General features: G+C 66.0%; 19 protein-coding genes. 16 read left to right on the top strand and 3 right to left on the bottom strand.

Going from position 1 to position 21,731, the window contains the following annotated elements; all coding sequences use genetic code 11:
- Positions 1-275: 275 nt before the first annotated feature.
- Both XH92_RS42340 and XH92_RS42335 read left to right on the top strand, forming a co-directional pair.
- Complete coding sequence (locus tag XH92_RS42340; RefSeq protein ID WP_246788140.1) at positions 276-1,646, top strand: HlyD family efflux transporter periplasmic adaptor subunit; 1,371 nt, start codon at positions 276-278, stop codon at positions 1,644-1,646.
- Complete coding sequence (locus tag XH92_RS42335) at positions 1,643-3,589, top strand: glycosyltransferase (RefSeq protein WP_194457325.1); 1,947 nt, start codon at positions 1,643-1,645, stop codon at positions 3,587-3,589. Before XH92_RS42340 ends, XH92_RS42335 begins: the two co-directional genes overlap by 4 nt.
- Before the next feature lie 214 nt (positions 3,590-3,803).
- Here XH92_RS42335 and XH92_RS42330 read toward each other — a convergent pair whose 3' ends face one another.
- Positions 3,804-6,596: a [protein-PII] uridylyltransferase gene (locus XH92_RS42330; RefSeq protein WP_194457324.1), complete on the bottom strand. Its 2,793-nt coding sequence runs from the start codon at positions 6,594-6,596 to the stop codon at positions 3,804-3,806.
- Between the two features lie 198 nt (positions 6,597-6,794).
- Here XH92_RS42330 and XH92_RS42325 point away from each other — a divergent pair, with 198 nt between their 5' ends.
- The 5 genes from XH92_RS42325 (at position 6,795) to XH92_RS42305 (ending at position 11,115) form a co-directional block, all read left to right on the top strand.
- A complete protein-coding gene (locus XH92_RS42325; protein WP_194457323.1) occupies positions 6,795-7,769 on the top strand; it encodes an aliphatic sulfonate ABC transporter substrate-binding protein in 975 nt (324 codons plus the stop codon).
- A gap of 210 nt (positions 7,770-7,979) precedes the next feature.
- Entirely contained in the window at positions 7,980-8,816 is an 837-nt protein-coding gene (locus tag XH92_RS42320) for an ABC transporter permease (protein ID WP_194457322.1), read from the top strand.
- Positions 8,816-9,601, top strand: a complete 786-nt coding sequence (locus XH92_RS42315; RefSeq protein WP_194457321.1) for an ABC transporter ATP-binding protein — start codon at positions 8,816-8,818, stop codon at positions 9,599-9,601. Before XH92_RS42320 ends, XH92_RS42315 begins: the two co-directional genes overlap by 1 nt.
- A 58-nt stretch (positions 9,602-9,659) precedes the next feature.
- On the top strand, positions 9,660-10,169 hold the full coding sequence (locus XH92_RS42310) for an OsmC family protein (RefSeq protein WP_194457320.1): 510 nt from the start codon (positions 9,660-9,662) through the stop codon (positions 10,167-10,169).
- A gap of 142 nt (positions 10,170-10,311) precedes the next feature.
- Entirely contained in the window at positions 10,312-11,115 is an 804-nt protein-coding gene (locus tag XH92_RS42305) for a hypothetical protein (protein WP_194457319.1), read from the top strand.
- Between the two features lie 264 nt (positions 11,116-11,379).
- Here the strand turns inward: XH92_RS42305 and mutS are convergent, their stop codons facing one another.
- On the bottom strand, positions 11,380-14,106 hold the full coding sequence (mutS, locus tag XH92_RS42300; protein WP_194457318.1) for a DNA mismatch repair protein MutS: 2,727 nt from the start codon (positions 14,104-14,106) through the stop codon (positions 11,380-11,382).
- A gap of 214 nt (positions 14,107-14,320) precedes the next feature.
- Here mutS and pcaF point away from each other — a divergent pair, with 214 nt between their 5' ends.
- The 6 genes from pcaF (at position 14,321) to XH92_RS42270 (ending at position 18,769) form a co-directional block, all read left to right on the top strand.
- A complete protein-coding gene (gene pcaF / locus XH92_RS42295) occupies positions 14,321-15,529 on the top strand; it encodes a 3-oxoadipyl-CoA thiolase (protein ID WP_194457317.1) in 1,209 nt (402 codons plus the stop codon).
- A 106-nt stretch (positions 15,530-15,635) separates the two neighbouring features.
- Positions 15,636-16,337 carry a protocatechuate 3,4-dioxygenase subunit beta gene (gene pcaH, locus XH92_RS42290; protein WP_194457316.1) on the top strand — a complete coding sequence of 234 codons (702 nt, stop codon included), beginning with the start codon at positions 15,636-15,638 and terminating at the stop codon, positions 16,335-16,337.
- Positions 16,338-16,937, top strand: a complete 600-nt coding sequence (pcaG, locus tag XH92_RS42285; RefSeq protein ID WP_194457315.1) for a protocatechuate 3,4-dioxygenase subunit alpha — start codon at positions 16,338-16,340, stop codon at positions 16,935-16,937. It abuts the gene before it with no gap.
- 157 nt (positions 16,938-17,094) lie between these two features.
- A complete protein-coding gene (locus XH92_RS42280; protein WP_194457314.1) occupies positions 17,095-17,418 on the top strand; it encodes a helix-turn-helix transcriptional regulator in 324 nt (107 codons plus the stop codon).
- 10 nt (positions 17,419-17,428) lie between these two features.
- On the top strand, positions 17,429-17,893 hold the full coding sequence (locus XH92_RS42275) for an SRPBCC domain-containing protein (protein WP_194457313.1): 465 nt from the start codon (positions 17,429-17,431) through the stop codon (positions 17,891-17,893).
- Between the two features lie 21 nt (positions 17,894-17,914).
- Positions 17,915-18,769, top strand: a complete 855-nt coding sequence (locus tag XH92_RS42270) for a shikimate dehydrogenase (RefSeq protein WP_194457312.1) — start codon at positions 17,915-17,917, stop codon at positions 18,767-18,769.
- Here the strand turns inward: XH92_RS42270 and XH92_RS42265 are convergent.
- Positions 18,748-19,656, bottom strand: a complete 909-nt coding sequence (locus XH92_RS42265) for a LysR family transcriptional regulator (protein WP_194457311.1) — start codon at positions 19,654-19,656, stop codon at positions 18,748-18,750. The two genes, XH92_RS42270 and XH92_RS42265, sit on opposite strands and share 22 nt — an antisense overlap.
- Before the next feature lie 99 nt (positions 19,657-19,755).
- Here XH92_RS42265 and XH92_RS42260 point away from each other — a divergent pair, with 99 nt between their 5' ends.
- From XH92_RS42260 to XH92_RS42250, 3 genes are read left to right on the top strand one after another with little or no spacing between them, the layout of a single operon-like run.
- Positions 19,756-20,793 carry a polysaccharide deacetylase family protein gene (locus tag XH92_RS42260; protein WP_194457310.1) on the top strand — a complete coding sequence of 346 codons (1,038 nt, stop codon included), beginning with the start codon at positions 19,756-19,758 and terminating at the stop codon, positions 20,791-20,793.
- A 15-nt stretch (positions 20,794-20,808) separates the two neighbouring features.
- The gene (locus XH92_RS42255) at positions 20,809-21,198 is read left to right on the top strand and encodes a VOC family protein (protein ID WP_194457309.1); all 390 of its coding nucleotides are present in this window, start codon (positions 20,809-20,811) and stop codon (positions 21,196-21,198) included.
- Positions 21,191-21,724 carry an ester cyclase gene (locus tag XH92_RS42250; protein WP_194457308.1) on the top strand — a complete coding sequence of 178 codons (534 nt, stop codon included), beginning with the start codon at positions 21,191-21,193 and terminating at the stop codon, positions 21,722-21,724. The genes XH92_RS42255 and XH92_RS42250 overlap by 8 nt, the downstream gene beginning before the upstream one ends.
- Positions 21,725-21,731: the final 7 nt, after the last annotated feature.

Raw genomic sequence — 21,731 nt, 5'->3', positions numbered from 1 at the left:
TCCGTGAGAGCCCGGAATCCACTCCCCACTAGCCCCGGCCCTGATGGATTCCGGGCTCAACCTCTTCGGTCGCCTCCCCAATGACGGCGGAACAAGGCCGGCACCGTCGCTGCCATCGATCTTCCGACCTTTGCAAATTGCGGACATTTTTCCGAAAGATGCCCGGTTCGCTTTAGCCGCTTTTGAAGCACCTGATTATTGGATCGGTGCGGCAGCGCATCGCTCCGCGGAGCTGTGCGTTGGTTCGCGCACTGACAGATCAGGGGCCGGTCATCATGAATCAGGCACAGCAGCAGAAGCCTTTTCCTGAAGGCGATGGTTCCGTCACCAGGGATGAGGACGCGGGCGCCCGCGGATTGCAGCGCGACTTACAGGACCGGCTACAGCCGGCGCATGACGAGCCGCTCGGCGAACCCGCCGGCGACAGCGCTTCCCATCCCGAAGCGCCTGCAGGCTCGGGCCGGTGGGTTCGACGCCTGCTCAAGGTCGGCATCGGCCTTGCGATCGTTGCGGTGTTCGGATGGCTGCCGCTGAAGGCCGTGCTGCAGACCTCGAGCGTCGAAGCCGTGGTCAATGCCCGGATCGTGACCCTGCGCTCGCCGATCGACGGCACCGTGGGCGCGAAGCCGCAGCAAGGCTCGACGCAGCTCAGCGTGGTCCATGAAGGCGATGCGATCCTGCATGTCGTCAACGCGCGCGGCGACCGCGTCCGGCTCGACGATCTGCGGCGGCAAATGTCGCGGATGGAGAATGAGCGCCCGAGTCTCGCCGCCAAGCTGGCCGCCGCCGAGACGGCGCAGCAGGACCTCGCCCGCCAGGCGGGCCAGTTCCGCGACGGCCGCATCCTGCAGCTCCAGGCGCGCATCGCCGAAATCCAGACCGCGATCGAGGCCGCCGCCGCGCGGCGGGAGGAAGCCACTGCGGCGGTCGAGCGCGCCTCGTCGCTGATCAAGTCGGGCAGCGTTTCGACGGTCGAGATGGCCCGGCTGACGCGCGAGCAGTCGATCGCCCAGCAGACCGAGATCGGCGCCCAGCGCCGGCTCGATGCCGCCAAGGTCGAGCTCACGGCGGCAAGGAACGGCACCTATCTCGGCGACAGCTACAATGACCGGCCGAGCTCGGTGCAGCGCGAGGAGGAGATGCGCCAGCGCGTCAGCGATCTGCGCGCCGACCTGGCGCATTCCGATGCCGAGATCGATTGGCTGACCCACGAGATTGCCGCGGAGCAGCTGCACTACATCAACCGGGCCGAAGCCGACATCAAGGCGCCGGTCGCCGGGCGTATCTGGGAGATGATGACGTCGCCCGGCGAAGATGTCAGGGCCGGGCAGCCCCTGCTCAAGCTGCTCGATTGTACCGGCGAGGTCGTCACCGCGAACGTCACCGAGGGCGTTTACAACCGCCTCAGGCTTGGTGAGCAGGCGAGTTTCGAGCCGAACGATGGCAGCGCCGCCATCAAAGGGGAGATCGTCAACCTCACCGGCGCGTCGGGCGCGCCCGCCAACCTTGCGATCAATCCGGATGCGCTCAACAAGGAACCGTATCGGGTGACGGTCTCGATGCCGGGGATCGACACCGCAGGCAGGGATTGCGCGGTTGGCCGCACCGGGCGGGTGGTGTTCAACACGGACGCAGCAAAGCCATGATGGCGGCATTCGCGCCCGGGCTGGTCGCCTTCGGTGCCTGCCTTGCGATCCTGCCTTTGCTCCGGCGCGAGCACACGCTGGCTCGCGTCATGATGACCACCATGTCGTTCCTGCTGCTGCTACACTACTTCGTCTGGCGGGTGACCCAGACCTTGCCGCCGCTGGGACTCACGGCCGATGCCCTGGTCGGCTATCCCTTCGTGGTGGCCGAGGCGGCCTCGATGATCGCGGTGTGCCTGTCGCTGCTGTTCCTCAGCCGCACGGTCGATCGTTCGCCCGAGGTCAACGCCATCCTGCGCCGATCCAGGGCGTCGGCGGATGCGCCGCGCGTCGACGTCTTCATCTGCACGTATAATGAGGAGAAGGCGATCCTCGAGCGCACCATCATCGGCGCGACCGGACTGAACTATCCCAATTATCGCGTCTGGGTGCTCGACGATGGACGGCGGCTCTGGCTGCGCCGGCTCGCGCAGGAGCTCGGCTGCAATTACCTGACCCGTCCGGACAACCGCCATGCCAAGGCCGGCAACATCAATCATGCGCTCCAGCACGTATCCGCCCTGCCGGACCGGCCGGAGTTCATCTCGATCCTCGATGCGGACTTTGTCCCGATGCCGGACTTCCTGACCCGCGCGATGAGCCTGATGCAGGACGGCACCATCGGCGTCGTGCAGACGCCGCAGCACTTCATCAACCCGGATCCGATCCAGACCAATCTCGCCGCGACCGACGTATGGCCCGACGAGCAGCGCTTCTTCTTCGACATCCTGATGCCCGCCAAGGATGCCTGGGACACCGCGTTCTGCTGCGGTACCTCGTCGCTGATCCGCTACTCCGGCCTGATGCAGATCGGCGGCTTCCCGACCGATTCGGTGACGGAGGATTACCTCGTCACGCTGCGGCTGAAGGAGAAGGGCCTGCGCACGGTCTATCTGAACGAGCGCCTGACCATCGGTCTCGCGCCGGAGGGACTGAAGGAATATATCACCCAGCGCGGGCGCTGGTGTCTTGGCTTCATGCAGATCTTCCGGGGCCGCAGCGGGCCGTTCTCGCGGCAGTCGAAGCTCGCATTCATGGACCGGCTGTCGCTGGTCGACGCCTTCATGAGCTGGGCGGCGGTCTATGGCACCAAGGTGTTCGGCCTCATCGTGCCGTGGCTCTTTCTGTTGTTCGGGATCAAGGCGGTTCACGCCGATCTGTCCGAGCTGCTGAAATATTTCATGCCGTTCTATGTCTGGCACGCCTTCACGATGGGCTGGATTTCGCGCGGCCGCTCGCTCGCGATCATGACCGATGTCTCGCAATACATCGCCGCGCCCGCGGTCCTGAAGGCGGTCGTGACCGGCCTCGCCAAGCCGCAAGGCCACAAGTTCAAGGTGACGGCCAAGGGCGGCGACCGCAACCGCCGCTTCATCGAGTGGCCGCTGCTGCGGCTCTACGGCAGCGCCTTGCTGATCACGCTGGTCGCGATCGCCTACGCCTTCATCCTGCATCTGCGCGGCGAAAACATCGCCTATGGCGGACTGGCGCTGGCCTGGAGCCTGTACAATTGCGTCGTGCTTGCGATCGTGTGCTTCATCTGCATCGAGCAGCCGCGGCGCCGCAAGGCCGAGCGTTTCGAGCGCGACGAGCCGGTCCTGATGCATGAAGGCACCGCGCCGCGGCTGGTGCGGATGGCCGACATCTCGATCTCGGGTGCGCGCTTCATCGATCCCGCCCCGCCCGCAATCGGTGCCTCGATCAAGTGCAATGTCTACGGCCAGACCGTGAGCGCGACCGTGGTCCGCCGAACCCGCGACGGCTTCGGCGTCCGTTTCGAGGACGCGGTCGCGACGCGGATCAACGTCGTGCGCGCCTTCTACGCCGGCGAATATGTCCGCGCCTTCAGCAGCGTGCGCGCCGCGCCGGTCGGCAAGGCCCTGCTGATGCGGCTGTTCGGGTAGTCTGGCGCAGCCCAGTGTCATTCGGGGCTCACCAGCAGGTGCGAGTCGAACCGTGAGGTGAGTCCGCCGCCAACTCCAACGCCGTCATCCTGAGGTGCGAGCGGAGCGAGCCTCGAAGGATGAATCGGCCCGACTGGTGGCCGTCGATCCTTCGAGACGCCTGCTTCGCAGGCTCCTCAGGATGACGGGACTGATGCTGGCAAGCCGGCGAACGTCAGGCCGCCGGCTTCGCCGCCTGGTCCTCGCTCGACAACAGATGCAGCAGCGCGCTCTTGATCGCGGCCTGACGGGTCGGCGCGGTGATCTGGGCGCCGAGCAGGTCGGTGACATAGAACACGTCGCGGGCGCGCTCGCCGAAGGTCGCGACATGCGCCGAGGCGATGTTGAGGTTGAGCTTCGAGATCGCGGTGGTCAGCTGGTAGAGCAGGCCGGGGCGATCGAGGCCGGAGACCTCGATCACGGTGTAGCGGTCGGACCACTGGTTGTTGATGGTCACTTCGGGCTCGACGATGAACGGCCGCGCCTTGCTGCGCACCGCGCGCTTCGCCACCGCTTCGGGCAGCCGCAGCTTGCCTTCCAGCACCTGCTCGATCATCTCGCCGATCCGTGTCGCGCGGCGGCCCTCGTCATCGTCGCGGTCGTATTCGCGCGAGATCGAGATGGTGTCGAGCGCGCGGCCGTCGGTCGTGGTGTAGATCTGCGCGTCGACGATGTTGGCGCCGGCGGAGGCGCAGGCGCCCGCGATGATCGACAGCAGCCAGGGATGGTCGGTCGCGAGAATCGTGAGCTCGGTGACGGCGCGGATCTCGTCGAAGCCGACATTGATCGCGAGCTTGTGGCCGGCCTGCTCGCTGGCGCGGATGAAGCGCGCCTGGCGGATCTTGCGCTGCAGCTCGACCTTGAGCCAGTAGGCCGGGTAGTGCCGGCCGATATAGGCGTTGAGCTCGGTCTCCGGCCATTCGGTGAAGGCGCGGCGGAACTCGGCCTGCGCCACCGCGATGCGCTGGGCACGGTTGACCTCCGAGAAGCCGCCGGTCAGCACCGGCTCGGTCTCGTAATACAGCGTGCGCAACAGCTGCGCCTTCCAGCCGTTCCAGACGCCGGGACCGACGCCGCGGATGTCGGCGGTGGTCAGGATCGTCAGCAGCTTCATCTGCTCGACCGACTGCACCACGGCGGCGAAATTCTCGATGGTCTTGCGGTCCGACAGATCGCGCGATTGCGCCACCGTGGACATCGTCAGGTGCTCCTCGATCAGCCAGGCCACCAGTTCGGTGTCGGCCGCGGAGAAGCCGAGCCGCGGGCACAGCCGCCGCGCCACCTTGGCGCCGGCGATCGAGTGATCTTCCGGCCTGCCCTTGGCGATGTCGTGCAGCAGGGTCGCGATATAGATCACCGGGCGGTGCTCGGGACGGATCTTGCGGAACAGGTCGCTGGCGACCGTGAACTCCTCGTTGCCGCCGCGCTCGATGTCCTGCAGGAAGCCGATGCAGCGGATCAGATGCTCGTCCACCGTGTAGTGGTGATACATGTTGAACTGCATCATCGAGACGATCTTGCCGAAGGCGCGGATGAAATGGCCGAGCACGCCGGTTTCGTTCATCCGCCGCAGCACGGTCTCGGCATTATCGGAGGTCAGGATCTCCATGAACAGGCGGTTGGCTTCCTCGTTGTCGCGGAGCTGGGTGTTGATCAGCTTCAACGAGCGCGTCACCGTGCGCATCGCATCGGGATGGAAGGCGAGGTTGTTCTGCTGCGCGAGGCGGAAGATCCGGATCAGATTGACCGGATCATGCTTGAAGACGTCGGGCGCGGCGAGGTTGATGCGGTTGTTGTCGACGATGAAGTCGTCGCTGCCGTTAACCCGCCGCCGCTTGGTGCCGGGCCGCAGCCGCGCCACCATCCGGCTCAGCACCGGCGCCGGCTTGTTGTGCTCCTCCTCGAGCTTGGCGCACAGGATCGCGGTGAGGTCGCCGACGTCTTTCGCGATCAGGAAGTAGTGCTTCATGAAGCGCTCGACGTCCTGCATGCCGGGATGCGAGGTGTAACCGAGGCGCACCGCGATCTCGCGCTGCATGTCGAACGACAGCCGCTCCTCGGCGCGTCCGGCGAAGAAGTGCAGATTGCAGCGCACCGACCACAGGAAATCGGCGCAGCGGCGGAAGGTGCGGTATTCCTGGGCGTCGAACACGCCGCGTTCCAGCAGCTCGTCGGTCTCGCGCACGCGGTAGACGTATTTGGCGATCCAGAACAGCGTGTGCAGGTCGCGCAGGCCGCCCTTGCCGTCCTTGACGTTGGGTTCGACCAGATAGCGCGACTGGCCGGCGCGGCGGTGCCGCTCCTCGCGCTCGGCGAGCTTTGCGGTGACGAATTCCGCCGCGGTGCCCTGCACCACTTCCTTGTCGAAGCGCTCGACCAGCTCGTCATAGAGCGGCTGGTCGCCGGTCAGGAACCTGGTTTCCAGGATCGCGGTGCGGATCGTCATGTCGCCGCGCGCTTGGCGGATCGATTCATCGACCGAGCGCGTGGCGTGGCCGACCTTCAGTCCCATATCCCAGAGACAATAGAGGATGGCTTCGGCGACCTGCTCGCCCCAGGCGGTCTGCTTGTACGGCAGGATGAACAGCAGATCGATGTCGGATTCCGGCGCCATCAGCCCGCGGCCATAGCCGCCGGTCGCGACCACGGCCATGCGCTCGGCGCCCGAGGGGATCGGCGAGTGATAGAGATGCCGGGTCGCCGCGGCATAGAGGATGCGGATGATCTCGTCCTGAACGAAGCAGAGCCGCTCGGCACAGCGCCGGCCGTGGCGGTCCTTCAACAGCAGCGCCTGCGCGGTGGCGCGCGCCGCGATCAGCTCGGCCTTGAGCAGTTGCGCCATCGCGGCGCGGAACTGGTCCTCACGGCCGGCATGCTGTTCGGCGAGTGCATTGACCGCCGCGGTGATCCGCTCGGTCTCGAAACGATCATCCGCTTCAGGGCGGACTTCGGCTACGACGCTGTCCATACGTTCATCCGATATCGGACGGAGCTGTTGCTGTCACGGACCAAAGTATAATGACAGCAGCTCCATGCTCTCCTGGCGACGCCGCGAGCAAGATCGTTCTCGCGCCGTCTCGTAAAGGGTAGAGATTTTCTCGTTGACCGCAAGGCTAACTCATTGAATTAAAAGATTGTTTCTTAATCAGATCGAGGGGGTCGACGAATGCAAAAGTTTTCCCGGCGCAGCTTCGCCGCGCTGCTCGCGGTCTCGACATTTTTGCCCGGCGCGGCGTTTGCCGCCGACGCGCTGAAGGAGATCCGGATCGACTGGGCGACCTACAATCCGGTGTCGATGGTCCTCAAGCAGAAGGGCCTGCTGGAGAAGGAGTTCGCCAAGGACGGCATCAGCATCGTCTGGGTGCAGTCGGCCGGCTCCAACAAGGCGCTCGAATTCCTCAATGCCGGTTCGATCGATCTCGGCTCGACCGCAGGCTCGGCCGCTTTGGTCGCGAAGATCAACGGCAATCCGATCAAGTCGGTCTACGTCTATTCGCGTCCCGAATGGACCGCGCTGGTCACCACCAAGGACTCCAGGATCACCTCCGTTGCCGACCTCAAGGGCAAGCGCGTCGCGGTGACCCGCGGCACCGACCCGCACATTTTCCTGGTCCGCGCGCTGCTCGGTGCCGGTTTGACCGAAAAGGACATCACGACGGTGCTGTTGCAGCACGCCGACGGCAAGACCGCGCTGATCCGCGGCGATGTCGATGCCTGGGCCGGCCTCGACCCGATGATGGCGCAGGCCGAGGTCGAGGAGGGCGCCAAACTGTTCTACCGCAAGGCCGACGCCAACACCTGGGGCATCCTCAATGTCCGTGAGGAGTTTTTGAAATCGCATCCGGATATCGTTCGCCGGGTACTCGCCAGTTATGAGGAAGCGCGGAAATACTCGCTGGCCAACTATGACGAGCTGAAGAAGACCTTCATCGCGGTGACGAAACTGCCGGACGCCGTGGTCGACAAGCAGCTCAAGGAGCGCACCGAGCTGACCCACAGCCGCATCGGTGCTCCGCAGCGGGAATCGATCCTCGCCGCCGGCCTCGCGTTGCAACAGGCGGGTGTGATCGATGCCAAGACCGACGTGAAGGCCGCGGTGGATGCGCTGATCGACGACCAGGTCCCGCTGCCGACCAACTAGCCGCCGCTGCACCCTCTCCCCTTGTGGGAGAGGGTCGCTTCGCGCAGCGAAGCGGGGTGAGGGGTCTGTCTCCGCGGATAGAGACCCCTCATCCGCCGCGGACTGCGTCCGCGCCACCTTCTCCCACAAGGGGAGAAGGAAAGGAGGCGCCGCAGCTCGCGTTTCGACCCACCTTGCAATCCCGCCGGAAGAATAGTTCTTGCTATAGCCATGACCGTTGACCTGCCCGCGCTGGAACAGACGGCCGCGCCGCCTGCGGCGCCGGCGCGGTGGTCGCGGCTTGCGCGGCCGGCGCTCGGACTCGTGGTACCGGTCGTGCTCGCGCTGGGCTGGGAACTCGTGGTCGCTCTCGGCTACTCCAACGGACGGCTAGTGCCGCCACCGTCAAAGGTGTTCGAGACCATCGTGGAGCTCGCCAGGAGCGGTGAGCTGTCGCGGCACATCCTCGCGACCTTGTGGCGGGTCGGCGCCGGCTTTGCGCTCGGCGTCATCGCCGGCACCATCATGGGCGCGATCTCCGGCTACTGGGATTTCGCCAAGCGCCTTCTTGATCCGACCGTACAGGCGCTGCGCGCGATCCCGTCGCTCGCCTGGGTGCCGCTGTTCGTGCTCTGGCTCGGCATCTTCGAGACCTCGAAGGTCGCGCTGATCGCGGTCGGCGTGTTCTTTCCGATCTATCTCGGCGTGATGGGCGCGATCCTGTCGGTCGATCGCAAGATCGTCGAGGTCGGCCGCGTGTTCCGCCTGTCCGGACCCGCCATGATCCGCCGCATCCTGTTGCCGGCGGTGCTGCCGGCCTATGTGGTGGCGCTCAGGGTCGGGCTTGGCTTGGGGTGGATGTTCGTGGTCGCGGCCGAATTGATCGGCGCGTCCGAAGGCCTCGGTTATCTCCTGCTCGACGGCCAGCAACTCGGCAAGCCGGCGCAGATCCTCGCCGCGATCGTCATCTTCGCGATCCTCGGCAAGCTCACCGACTGGCTGATCGAAGTTGCGGCCGCGCCGCTGCTGCGCTGGCAGGACGCGTTCGGCGCGCGGGGAGGGCAGTGATGCTGGCGCTCAAAGAAGTCGGCAAGACCTATCCGAACGGCGTGCACGCGCTGGAGCGCTTCTCGGCCGAGATTTCGCCCGGCGAGATCATCGCCATCATCGGCGGCTCCGGTTGCGGCAAGTCGACTTTGCTGCGCGCCATCGCCGGCCTCGATCGCGCCAGCACCGGCAGCGTGACGCTCGACAATGCGGTGATATCTTCGCCGCATGCCAAGATCGGCATCATCTTCCAGGAGCCGCGTCTGCTGCCCTGGCTCAGCGTCGCCGACAATATCGGCTTCGGTCTCGCCGACCTTCCCGCCGACGTCAGGCGCGAGCGGATCGCGGCAGCGCTGGCCCGCGTCGGTCTCGCCGACAAGGCGGCGGCCTGGCCGCGTGAGCTGTCCGGCGGGCAGGCGCAGCGGGTCGCGATCGCCCGCGCACTGGTGCCGCAGCCCGAAGTGCTGCTGCTCGACGAGCCGTTCTCGGCCCTCGATGCCTTCACCCGGCGCGATCTGCAGGATCACCTGCTCGATCTCTGGGCCGACACGCGGCCGACCCTGATCCTGGTCACCCATGACGTCGACGAGGCGGTGGTGCTGGCCGACCGCGTGCTGGTGATGCGGCCGCGGCCGGGCCGGTTGTTCGAGCAGATCACCATTAATCTGGCGCGGCCGCGCGACCGCAAATCGGAGCTGTTCGACACCTTCAAGCGCCGCGTGCTGACCGCGCTCGACCGCTCGCTGGACCGTTCGGTGCGCGACGTCACCGACAAATCCAGCGCCGGCGAGGCGATGTGGTGGTGACATCGGCGCTCCAAGGCCTTACATCCGAAGGCTAAGAAGAACAGCCGGGAGCAGACCCATGGACTCCGCCGAACTCCGCGCAATGCAGGCTCCGATCAAGGAGCGCTACAAGACCGATCCCCAGGCCGCCGTGATCACGCTGAAGGCCAAGGGCTCGATCGACAATGAGAGCATCTCCTGCAAGGTCGAGACCGGCCGCGCGCTCGCGGTCGCCGGCCTGCATCCGGCCACCGGCGGCTCCGGGCTCGAGCTCTGCTCCGGCGATATGCTGCTGGAGGCGCTGGTCGCCTGCGCCGGCGTCACGCTGAAGTCGGTCGCCACCGCCGTCGAGGTGCCGCTGAAGGTCGGCAATGTGTTCGCCGAAGGCGATCTCGATTTCCGCGGCACGCTCGGCGTCGACAAGGAGACGCCGGTCGGCTTCCGCGAGATCCGCCTGCGCTTCGACATCGGCACCGACGCGCCGCAAGACAAGCTCGATCTCTTGCTGAAACTCACCGAGCGATATTGCGTGGTCTATCAGACCATCAAGAACGGCCCGAAGGTGTCGGTGACGATGCAGCGGGTGTAGCTGCCCCTTCACCGGTGTCGTCCCGTCGAAAGCCGGGACCCATACGCTGTGTTCTCTCGGTTCAAGCCGCGCTGTCCGACGGCTTTCGCTCCTCACGCCCATTCGTGGTTATGGGTCCCGGCCTGCGCCGGGACGACGCTCGATGTCCCCCGAACTCCACTTCGTCCTGCTCCTGGTGCTGCGCATGGCGGTTGCGGCCGCCTTCGTGGTCAGCGCGTCCATCATCACGGAACGGTCGGGGCCGGTGATCGGCGCGCTGATCGCAACCCTGCCGATCTCGGCCGGGCCGTCCTACACCTTCCTTGCGCTCGACCATGACGCCGCCTTCATCGCCGAGGGCGCGCTGTCGAGCCTGCCGGTCAACGCCGCGACGATCTTCATGGGCCTCACCTATGCGGTGCTGGCGCAGCGCTTCAGCATGTGGATCAGCGCGGGAAGCGCGATCGCGCTGTGGCTCGTGCTCGGCACCATCATCCGCCAGTTCGCGTGGACGCTCGCCGGCGGGCTGATCCTCAATGCCATTGCGTTTGCGATCTGCATCCCGCTGCTCAAGCCTTATCGGCACGTCGCGAAAATGCCACTGATCGCGCGGCGCTGGTACGACATTCCACTGCGCGCCGCGCTGGTCGCGAGCCTGGTCGGCACGGTGGTCACCGCGTCGACCTGGGTCGGTCCACGCGTCACCGGCGTGATCGCGCTGTTTCCGATCGTGTTCTCCTCGATGATGCTGATCCTGCATCCGCGGATCGGCGGCCCCGCCACCGCCGCCGTGCTCGCCAACAGCGCCTGGGGCCTGCTCGGCTTCGGCCTCGGCATCGCCGTGCTGCATGTCGCGGTCGCGCAATTCGGCTCGCCAATCGGCCTCTGCTGCGCGCTCGCCACCTGCATCATCTGGAATCTGGCACTGTGGCAGATCGGGCGAAGGAACGCCGTGAAGGCGTCTTAACCTCCCCTTGAAAAGGGGAGGTCGCTTTGCTCGCAGAGCAAAGCGGGTGGGGATCTGCTCGTTCCGCAAACGGTGTCGCTTGCGGCTGACCCCCATCCCGACCTTCCCCCTTTCAGGGGGAAGGAGAAGGGAGAGCCGTAGCCCGGATGAAGCCAACGGGTCGCGCGAACGCGCGCCCGATGACGGGCTCCGCGCAATCCGGGGCAGTGGTGCAATTGGAAAAGGCGTTCCCGGATTTCGCTTCGCTGCATCCGGGCTACGCGGCTACCCCTTCGGCAGCTTCGCTCGCAGCGCATAGAGCGCATCCAGCGCCTCGCGCGGCGACATCTCGTCGGGGTGCAGCGCCTTCACCGCCTCGACCAGCAGATCGGCCTCGCTCGGCGGCTTGTCCTCGGTGGCAGCGCGGGAGGGGACGGCGAACAGCGGCAGATCGTCGACCAGAGCGCGCGCGGTCTGGCCGCGGTCCTGGGCTTCGAGTTTGGCCAGCACCGATTTGGCGCGCGTGATCACCGCAGGCGGCAGGCCGGCGAGTTTTGCGACCTGGATGCCGTAGGAGCGGTCGGCCGAGCCGGGCAGCACCTCGTGCAGGAACACGACGTCGCCCTGCCACTCCTTCACGCGCACCGTGGCGTTGAACATTCGCGGCAGTTTGGCCGAAAGCGCGGTCAGCTCGTGATAGTGGGTGGCAAACAGCGTGCGGCAGCGGTTGCTCTCATGCAGGTGCTCGATCGCGGCCCAGGCGATCGACAGGCCGTCGAAGGTCGCGGTGCCGCGGCCGATCTCGTCGAGGATCACCAGCGACCGTTCGCTCGCCTGGTTCAGGATCACGGCGGTCTCGACCATCTCGACCATGAAGGTCGAGCGGCCGCGCGCCAGATCGTCGGCGGCGCCGACGCGCGAGAACAGCCGGTCGACGATGCCGAGCCGCGCGCGCGACGCCGGCACGTAGGAGCCGATCTGCGCCAGCAGCGCGATCAGCGCGTTCTGGCGCAGGAAGGTCGATTTGCCGGCCATGTTCGGACCGGTGATCAGCCAGAGCTGGCCGGATTTTTGTCCGGGTGCGGGGGAGAGATCGCAGGCATTGGCGATGAACGGCTGGCCGTCGCGCTTCAGCGCCTGCTCGACCACCGGATGGCGGCCGCCCTCGATCGCAAAGCCGAGCGAAGAGTCGACGTCGGGCCGCACGTAATTGTCGTCGATCGCAAGCTTCGCCAGCGAGGTCGCGACATCGAGCATCGCAAAGGCATGCGCGGCGTTGCGCAGGTCGTCGCTGGCGGCGAGCGCCATCGCGCTCAGCCGCTCGAAGATCTCGAGCTCGAGGTTGAGCGCGCGCTCGCCGGCATTGGCGATCTTGGCCTCGGTCTCGCCGAGCTCGGCGGTGGTGAAACGAACCTGTCCGGCCAGCGTCTGGCGATGGATGAAGGTCGCATTCAGCGGCGGCGCGAACAGCTTGTCGCCGTGCTGCGCGGTGACCTCGACGAAATAGCCGAGCACATTGTTGTGCCGGATCTTCAGCGTCTTGATGCCGGTGTCCTCGGCATAGCGCGCCTGCATCGCGGCGACCACGAGGCGCGAGGCGTCGCGCAAATTGCGGCTTTCGTCGAGCGCGGCCTCATAGCCCTCGCGGACGAAGCCGCCGTCGCGCTTGATCAGCGGCAGCTGTTCGGAGAGCGCCCGCGTGAATTCCTTCGCCAGATCGCGCGAGGGGCGCTGCAACGCCGCCATCACGGTCGAAACCTCGGCCGGCGGATTGGCAAGCTGCGCCAGCAGCTCCAGCGCCTGGTCGGCGGCCAGGATGCCGTCGCGCAGGCTGGCGAGATCGCGCGGGCCGCCGCGGCCGACCGAGAGCCGCGCCAGCGCGCGCGACATGTCGGGCGCCGCGCGCAGCACGGTCCTGACGTCCTCGCGTGCCGCGGTGTCAGCAACGAAGGCTGAGACGGCATCGAGCCGTCGCGCAATCACGGCGACATCGGTGAGCGGCGCGGCAAGCCGCTGCGCCAACAGGCGTGAGCCCGCCGCGGTGACGGTGCAGTCGATCGCATCGAGCAGCGAGCCGCGGCGCTCGCCGCCAAGCGTGCGCGTCAGTTCGAGATTGGCGCGGGTCGCCGGATCGATCGCCATCGTGGTGCCGGCGGCCTCGCGCGCCGGCGGCGACAGCGGCGGGCGTTTGCCGACTTGGGTGCGGTCGATATAGGTGACGGCGGCGGCCGCGGCGGTTGCCTCCAGCCGCGACATCGCGGACAGGCCGTCCATGGTCGCGACCGCAAAATAGTCGCACAGCCGCCGCTCGGCGGTGGCGCTGTCGAACACGTCGCGGGTCAGCGGCGTCACCGATGGCAGCTCGCGCAAGGTCGGCGCCAGCTCGTTGTCGCTGTACAGCGCGTCGGTGACGATCGCCTCGTTCGGGTTGATGCGCGCCAGCGTCGCCGCGAGCTCGGCGGTCGAACACTCCGTCACCATGAATTCCGAGGTCGAGATGTCGATCCACGCAAGCCCGAGCCGGTCGGCGCCGGCCGAGCCGCGGGCGCGCGCGATCGCGATCAGGTAATTGTTGGTGCGGGCGTCGAGCAGCGTGTCTTCGGTCAGCGTGCCCGGCGTCACCAGCCGCACCACGCCACGGCGGACCACGCTCTTGTTGCCGCGGGCTTTTGCCTCCGCGGGATTTTCGGTCTGCTCGCACACCGCGACACGATGTCCGGCGCCGATCAGGCGATGCAGGTAATCCTCGGAGCGTTCGACCGGCACGCCGCACATCGGGATGTCCATGCCCTGATGCTTGCCGCGCTTGGTCAGCACGATGCCGAGCGTTTTGGAGGCGATCTCGGCATCCTCGAAGAACAGCTCGTAGAAGTCGCCCATCCGGTAGAACAGCAGCAGGCCGGGGTGGGCGGCCTTGATCTCCAGATACTGTTCCATCATCGGCGTGACGCGCGACGGCGCCTCGGCGGGAGTGGCTTCGGGCGGAACGGGGATGGGCTGCTGAATGGTCATGAGGGGGCGGAAACTACAAAATTTCGCCGCGCGGTCCTATCCGCGACGACGGGGTTTTCCACCCTCTCCACGGTTCGAAATATGACGAGGCATCACGGTAATGCGCTGAGGCTACGCAGCCACATCAATTGACCTGCCGCGGGCACGCTCCTAAAACCGATCTTAAGTTCCAGCCGATCCAGCGCCTAAGTCGCGGCATTCAGGGAGAGATTCAATGCGTGATGTCTATATTTGCGATGCCGTCCGGACTCCGATCGGCCGTTTCGGCGGCTCGCTCGCCAAGGTGCGCGCCGACGATCTCGCGGCAGCCCCGATCAAGGCGCTGATGGCCAAGCACCCGACGCTCAATTGGAACGAGGTCGACGAGGTCTATTTCGGCTGCGCCAACCAGGCCGGCGAAGACAATCGCAACGTCGCGCGCATGGCGCTGTTGCTTGCCGGCATGCCGGAGTCGGTTCCCGGCCAGACCCTGAACCGGCTCTGCGCCTCCGGCCTCGACGCGGTCGGTGCCGCTGGCCGCGCCATCCGCGCCGGCGAGATCGATTTCGCGATCGCGGGCGGCGTCGAATCGATGACCCGCGCGCCGTTCGTGATGGGCAAGGCCGCGGAAGCCTTCTCGCGCTCGGCCGACATCTTCGACACTACGATCGGCTGGCGCTTCATCAATCCGTTGATGAAGGCGCAGTACGGCGTCGATGCGATGCCGGAGACCGGCGAAAACGTCGCCGAGGAATTCCAGGTGTCGCGAGCCGACCAGGACGCGATGGCGATCCGCTCGCAGCAGCGCGCCGGTGCTGCGATCGCGTCGGGCTATTTCGCCGAGGAGATCATCCCGATCCAGGTGCCCGGCGGCAAGGCCGGCCCAATCACCGTCGACAAGGACGAGCATCCGCGGCCCGAGACCACGCTCGAAGCTCTCGCCAAGTTGAAGCCGATCGTGCGCAATCCCGGCACGGTGACCGCAGGCAACGCGTCCGGCGTCAATGACGGCGCCGCCGCGATGATCCTCGCCTCCGAAGCCGCGGTGAAGAAGCACGGCCTGACGCCGCGCGCAAAAATCCTCGGCCTTGCGTCGGCTGCGGTGCCGCCGCGCATCATGGGTATCGGCCCGGTGCCGGCGACCAAGAAGCTGGTCGAGCGGCTCGGCATCAAGGTGTCGGACTTCGATCTGATCGAGCTCAACGAGGCCTTCGCCTCGCAGGGCATCGCCTGCCTGCGCCAGCTCGGCGTCAAGGAAGACGCCGATTTCGTCAATCCGCATGGCGGCGCGATCGCGCTCGGCCATCCGCTCGGCATGAGCGGCGCGCGGCTGGTTTTGACCGCCGTGCACGGCATGGAGAAGCGGGGCGGGAAGCTTGCCTTGGCAACTATGTGCGTCGGGGTCGGCCAGGGCGTCGCGGTCGCGATCGAAAAGCTGAACTGATCCAATGGCTTGGAAGGGCTGAAAACAGCCCTTCCCCAATTTGGTTATGCACTATAATGATCTGATGGTGAGCCCGCCGGGCGCGTGGGCCGCGGAGGAATTCGCCATGACCTTGTTGTACCCGCTGCAATCGCTTGCGGCTCATCCGGCGCGGCTGTCGCCGGACTATCGCTCCACCGTGAAGCGCTCGCCGCAGAAGCCGTTGATCCCGATCCGGCACACGCTCTCGGAATTGACCGGTCCGGTCTATGGTCATGAGACCGTGCGCGCGCACGACAACGATCTCACCATCCAGGCCAAGGGCGAGCCGCTCGGCGAGCGCATCATCGTGCATGGTCATGTGCGCGACGAGGACGGCCGCGGCGTGCCCAACACGCTGGTCGAGCTGTGGCAGGCCAATGCCTGCGGCCGCTACATCCATGTCGTCGACCAGCATCCGGCGCCGCTCGATCCGAACTTCACCGGCGCAGGCCGCACGCAGTCGGATGCATCCGGCTACTACAAGTTCATCACCATCAAGCCCGGTGCCTATCCCTGGGGCAATCACCACAATGCGTGGCGGCCAGCGCATATCCACTTCTCGGTGTTCGGCCACTCCTTCGTCTCGCGTCTCGTCACGCAGATGTATTTCCCCGGCGATCCGCTGTTCCCGTTCGATCCGATCTTCAACTCGGTGACGGATGAGAAGGCGCGGGCGCGGATGATCTCGTCATTCGATCTCGAGAACACCCAGCCGGAATGGGCGCTGTGCTATCGCTTCGATATCGTGCTGCGCGGGCGCAATGCCACGCCGATGGAGACCAGGTAAGTGTCGAACCCGCGTCCTGATGGAATCACGCCCTCGCAGACCGTCGGCCCCTATTTCAAATACGGCCTGACGCCGAACGGCGAATATGAGTGGAACGATGCCTTCTCCAACAACCTGCTCACACCTGACGTTTCGGGCGAGCGCATCCGCGTCGAGGGTAAGATCTATGACGGCGACGGCGCCGTGATCCCCGACTGCATGCTGGAGATCTGGCAGGCCGACGCGCAAGGCCGCTTCTCCGATCCGCAGGATGCGCGCGCGCTGCCGAATTCGAGCTTCAAGGGTTTTGGCCGCTGCGGCACCGACAAGAGCGGTGGCTATTCGTTCGACACCATCAAGCCGGGCTCGGTGCCCGATGCCGACGGCAAGCCGCAGGCGCCGCACATCGTGCTCGCGGTGTTCGCGCGCGGCATGCTGCTGCATCTCTACACCCGGATCTACTTTGACGACGAAGCGGCCAACGCGGGCGATTCAACGCTTGCACTGGTGCCGGCCGATCGCCGCGCCACGCTGATTGCGAAGAAGGCGAGTGCGGGCAACGCCTACACCTTCGACGTCCATCTGCAGGGCGACAACGAGACCGTGTTCTTCGACGTCTAGCCGTTTCGGCACCTGCCGCCGCACGACCTCGGCGGTGCAAATTCAGCATTGAAGAGATTACCGAATCCGCTGCGCGCCTTCGCCGCAGCGGATTTCGGTTGAATATGCGTCATCAGTTATATAATATATCGATTATATAACTGATACGAGATGAAGCATGGCCAACCTCGATGCCGCCTTTTCCGCGCTCGCCGACCCGACCCGCCGGGCCATCCTGGCGCGGCTCGCTCTGGGCGAAGCGACTGTCATGGAGCTGGTCGAGCCCTTCGAGCTGTCCCAGCCCGCGATCTCACGCCATCTCAAGGTGCTCGAGGGCGCCGGCCTGATCGTGCGGCGGATCGAAGGCACCAAGCGGCCGTGCCGGCTGGCGCCGACAGCTGTCGCCGAGATCGATCAATGGCTCGGCATGCTGCGGCGGGCGCTGGAAACCAATTACGACCGGCTGGACGGAGTGCTGGCCGCCATGAAGCCTGAGAAGTGAAGGGTATCCCATGAGCAAGTTGACGCTGAAGACCGAAGGCGACCGCTATATCGTTGTCACCTGGCGCTTCGTCGCGCCGCCCGAGGCGGTGTATCGCGCGCATACCGAGCCGGAGCTGCTGCAGAAGTGGCTGCTCGGTCCGGAAGGCTGGACCATGCCGGTCTGCGTCAGCGAGCTCAGGCCCGGCGGCAAGATTCGTTACGAATGGACCGACGGCAAGGGCGGCGGCTTTCATCTGACCGGCGAATATCTCGAACTCGAACCGTACAGCCGCATCGTGCACGTCGAGCGCATGCATCTGCCGGATCCGACGCCGGACAATCATGTCGAGACGCGGTTCGCGCCCGACGGCAGCGGTACCGTGATGACAATGCGGATGACATTGTCGGATGCGGCCACTCGCGCGGCGATGCTCGCGACCGGCATGGAGCACGGCATGGAAGACAGCTATGCTCGGCTCGATCGCATGAGCTGAGCACCACTGGCGTGGGGGACAATGCGCGACCGTTTCCTGACCGGTCTGATTGGGTACCCGATCGCGCATTCGGCGGCGCCTGCGATGCACGAGCAGGCCGCCGCAGCCCTCGGCGTCCGCTGTCACTACCAGCTGATCGAGGTTGATGGTGCCGGGCGCGACGAGTTGCGCGCGATGTTAGAGGGCATCAGGCGGCTCGGCTTTGCCGGCGTCAACGTCACCTTTCCCTACAAGGAGGCGGTCGTCCAGCTGCTCGATGACCTCGCGCCGGATGCGCGCGCGATCGGCGCGGTCAACACCATCGTCGCCAGGGACGCTCGGCTGATCGGACACAATACCGATGCGACCGGGTTTGCGCGTGCGATCGAACCGCTGCTTGCCTCAGCGCCGCGCGGCCCGATCGCGCTGATCGGTGCCGGCGGCGTCGGCAAGGCGATCGCCTTCGCGCTCGCCGGCCTCGGTGTCGCCGGGATCAGGATATTCGACGCCGATGCCGCCAAGGCCGCGCAGCTTGCGGCCCAGTTGGCTGATCGCCATGCGGTCCACGCCACCAGCGTCGAAGCGGCGGTGCACGGTGCCGTCGGCCTCGTCAATGCCACGCCAGTCGGCATGCTGCCAAGCCGCGACACCCCAGTGCCGGATGCGCTGCTGCATTCGTCGATGTGGGTCGCCGACGCCGTCTACACGCCGCTCTGGACGCCGCTGCTGACTGCGGCGAAGACCAAGGGCGCAACCGTCCTGACCGGACGCGAGCTCGCGATCAACGCCTCCGCCGATGCATTCAAGCTGTTCACAGGATTGACGCCGCCCGATGCCGCGATGGCCGTCGCCTTCGACGCCGTGATGGCGCAACGCTACGCGCCGCCGGTCACCTGAAACGCGGCCATCCGCTTCGAGATGGCGTCGAGGAATAGCCGCACGCGCGTCGGCATCTGGCGTCCCTGCGCGTACAATGCGCAGACCGGCGCGGGATCGCTGCGCCATTCCGGCAGCACCTGCACCAGGCGTCCGGATGCGAGGTCGGGCGCGACATCGACCCAGCTCTTCATGATCAGGCCGGCGCCGTCGAGCGCCCAGTCATGTGCGACCTCGCCATTGTCGCAGCGCAGCCGCGACGACACCTCGATCTCGGCGGCGCGGCCGTCGCTATGCACCAGCCGCCACCGTGCCTGCGCGCCTCTGTTGTAGAGCAGGCAATCACGCTGCGTGAGATCCTCGGGCGACGCCGGCGCGCCGTGTCGCGCGAGATAGCCCGGTGACGCCGCGATGATGCGGTGATTGTCGATCAGCTTGCGCATGATCAGGTCGGAGTCGCGCGGCATGCCGATGCGGATCACGACGTCGATGCGCTCGTCGATCAGTTCGACGAGGCGGTCCGTGAGCATCAGCTCGACCGACATCTTCGGGTAGGTCAGCGCGAGATCGCGGCAGACCGGACTGACATGGGCGCGGCCGAGCGCGACCGTCGCGCTGACCCGCAGCACGCCCTGCGGCTCGACGCGGCCATGCGCCAGCGCGGCTTCCGCTTCATCGACCTCGGCGAGGATGCGCTGCGCCCGGTCGAACAGCCTTTGTCCCTCCTCGGTGAGCGCGAGGTGGCGCGTGCTGCGCACGATCAGGCTGGTGTCGGTCCGCCTTTCCAGGGTCGCGAGCCGCTTGCTGACGACGCTGAGCGCAATGCCCATCTCGCGCCCGGCGGCGGACAGGCTGCCCGTGGTGACGATCTTGGCGAAGGTCCGGAGCTCGGTGATATCGTCCAGCATGGATTGTTTCCGAAAAGTAGAGAATATATCCAATTCACGGATGATAATACTCCAATAGGAAAGAGAATACGCTGATTTTCATCAACAAGGAGATCAGCCATGACCCTCGCTTCCCACCTCAGCCGCCGCGAAACCCTCCAGGCCGTCACCGCGGCCGGCGCTCTTGCCGCCGCCGGGCTCATCGCCGCGCCGCCGCCGGCCAAAGCTGCATCCGATAAGGCCGCATCCGATGCCCAGACCGCGTCGAATGGCGGCGGCTTCTGGCCGAACGGCGCGCGCCTTGCGGTCAGCCTGTCCTTGATGTTCGAGGGCGGTGGCCAGCCGATCTCCGGCGCCGGTGGCGTCATTCCCGATCCGATCGAGAAGGGCGTGCCCGATCTGCCGACCAACGCGTTCTTCGCGTACGGCCACTACGAGGGTATCCCGCGCCTGCTCGATCTGATGGACAAGCACGGCATCAAGCTGTCGTCCTTCATGATCGGCAAGGCGGTCGAGACCTCGCCCGACATCGCCCGGGAGATCGTGCGCCGCGGCCATGAGGCGGCTGCGCATGGCCGGATCTGGAGCAACTCGTATCAGCTGCCGAAGGATCAGGAGAAGCGTTTCATCGCCGACGGCGTCGAGACGATCCAGAAGATCACGGGACAAACGCCGATCGGCTGGAACGCGTACTGGATGCGCAACTCGGTCCACATCCTGGAGACGCTGCAGGATCTCGGCTTCCTCTATCACATCGACGAGCCGAGCCATGACGAGCCCTTCATCGTGCCGGTGCGCGGCAAGGATTTCGTCACCGTGCCCTACACGATGCACATGAACGACATCGTCTCCTTCCCGTTCCAGGGCTGGAATCCGGCCGCTTATGAGCAGGCGCTGAAGGACGAGTTCGACCAGCTCTATGAAGAAGGCGCGAAGCGGCGGCGCATGATGGTGATCAGCCTGCACGACCGCATCTCCGGCCATGCCGGCCGGGCGCGGGTGCTCGATCGCTTCCTGTCTTACGCGAAGAGCAAGGGCGATGTCTGGTTCGCGCGCAAGGACGAGATCGCCCGCTATGCGCTTGCCAACCGCGCCAATACGCCGGTGATCCAGCGCGCTTCGCCCAGCGCGACCGGCCTGCCCGGACCGACGGCCTGATCGCGGGGGGCATCGATGCTCGACCATGTCACCCTGCGCACCAGCGATCTGGAAGGCACCCGTGCCTTCCTCGAGAATCTCCTCGGCGTGAAGCCGGGCTATCGCCCCGGCTTCGCCTTCCCTGGCTACTGGCTCTATGCCGACGGCGAACCCGTGGTGCATCTGATCCCCGGTGAGGGCATGCGCAACGATCCGCGCGGCGAAACCATCGATCATGTCGGCTTCCGGCTCGAAGGCTATGACGCCTATCGCGACAAGATCGAGACGCTCGCCATTCCCTATTCGACGATGGACCTGCCGGAGCTCGGCGAGCGCCGGTTGTTTGTCCGCACGCCAACAGGCATCCTGCTCGAACTGGTGTTTCGCGAGCGCGCGGCCGCAACGAGGAGCAAAGACCATGCGTAATGTTCTGGCCGCCACGGCCTTGGCCATCGGCGTGCTGCTCGCGGCGCCCGCACGCGCCGATGCGGTGAAGATCGACGATCTCGTCGTCGCGACCACTGTCCCGGCAGCCGAGCGCGATGCCACCGTCGCCGCGGCAAAGGCGTTCTACCAGTTCTGGAACAGCGGCGACGAGGCTGTGCTCAAGGCCGCGATCGCGGATAATTTCGTCGACCACACCTTGCCGGCCGGCCGTCCGCAGGGATCGCAAGGCCCGGCCTTCGCCTCGAAGAATTTCCGTGCCGCTGTGCCGGACCTCTCGGTCGAAGTGGTCAAGATGATCGTGGCCGGCGACTACGTCACCGTGCACATGCAGTTCCGCGGCCATTTCACCGGCAGCTTCGGCGCGACCAAAGGAAGCGGCCAGGCGATCGATTTCATCGCCACCGATCTGCTCAAGGTCACCGGCGGCCGCGTCACCGACAACTGGCATATCGAGGATAATTTGACCCTGCTCTCCAAGATGGGCGTCGCCAAGCTTGCGCAGTGATGGACGC

The sequence above is a fragment of the Bradyrhizobium sp. CCBAU 53421 genome (genome assembly GCF_015291625.1).
Lineage (GTDB): Bacteria > Pseudomonadota > Alphaproteobacteria > Rhizobiales > Xanthobacteraceae > Bradyrhizobium.
This window is presented reverse-complemented; position numbering and strand designations above follow the sequence as displayed.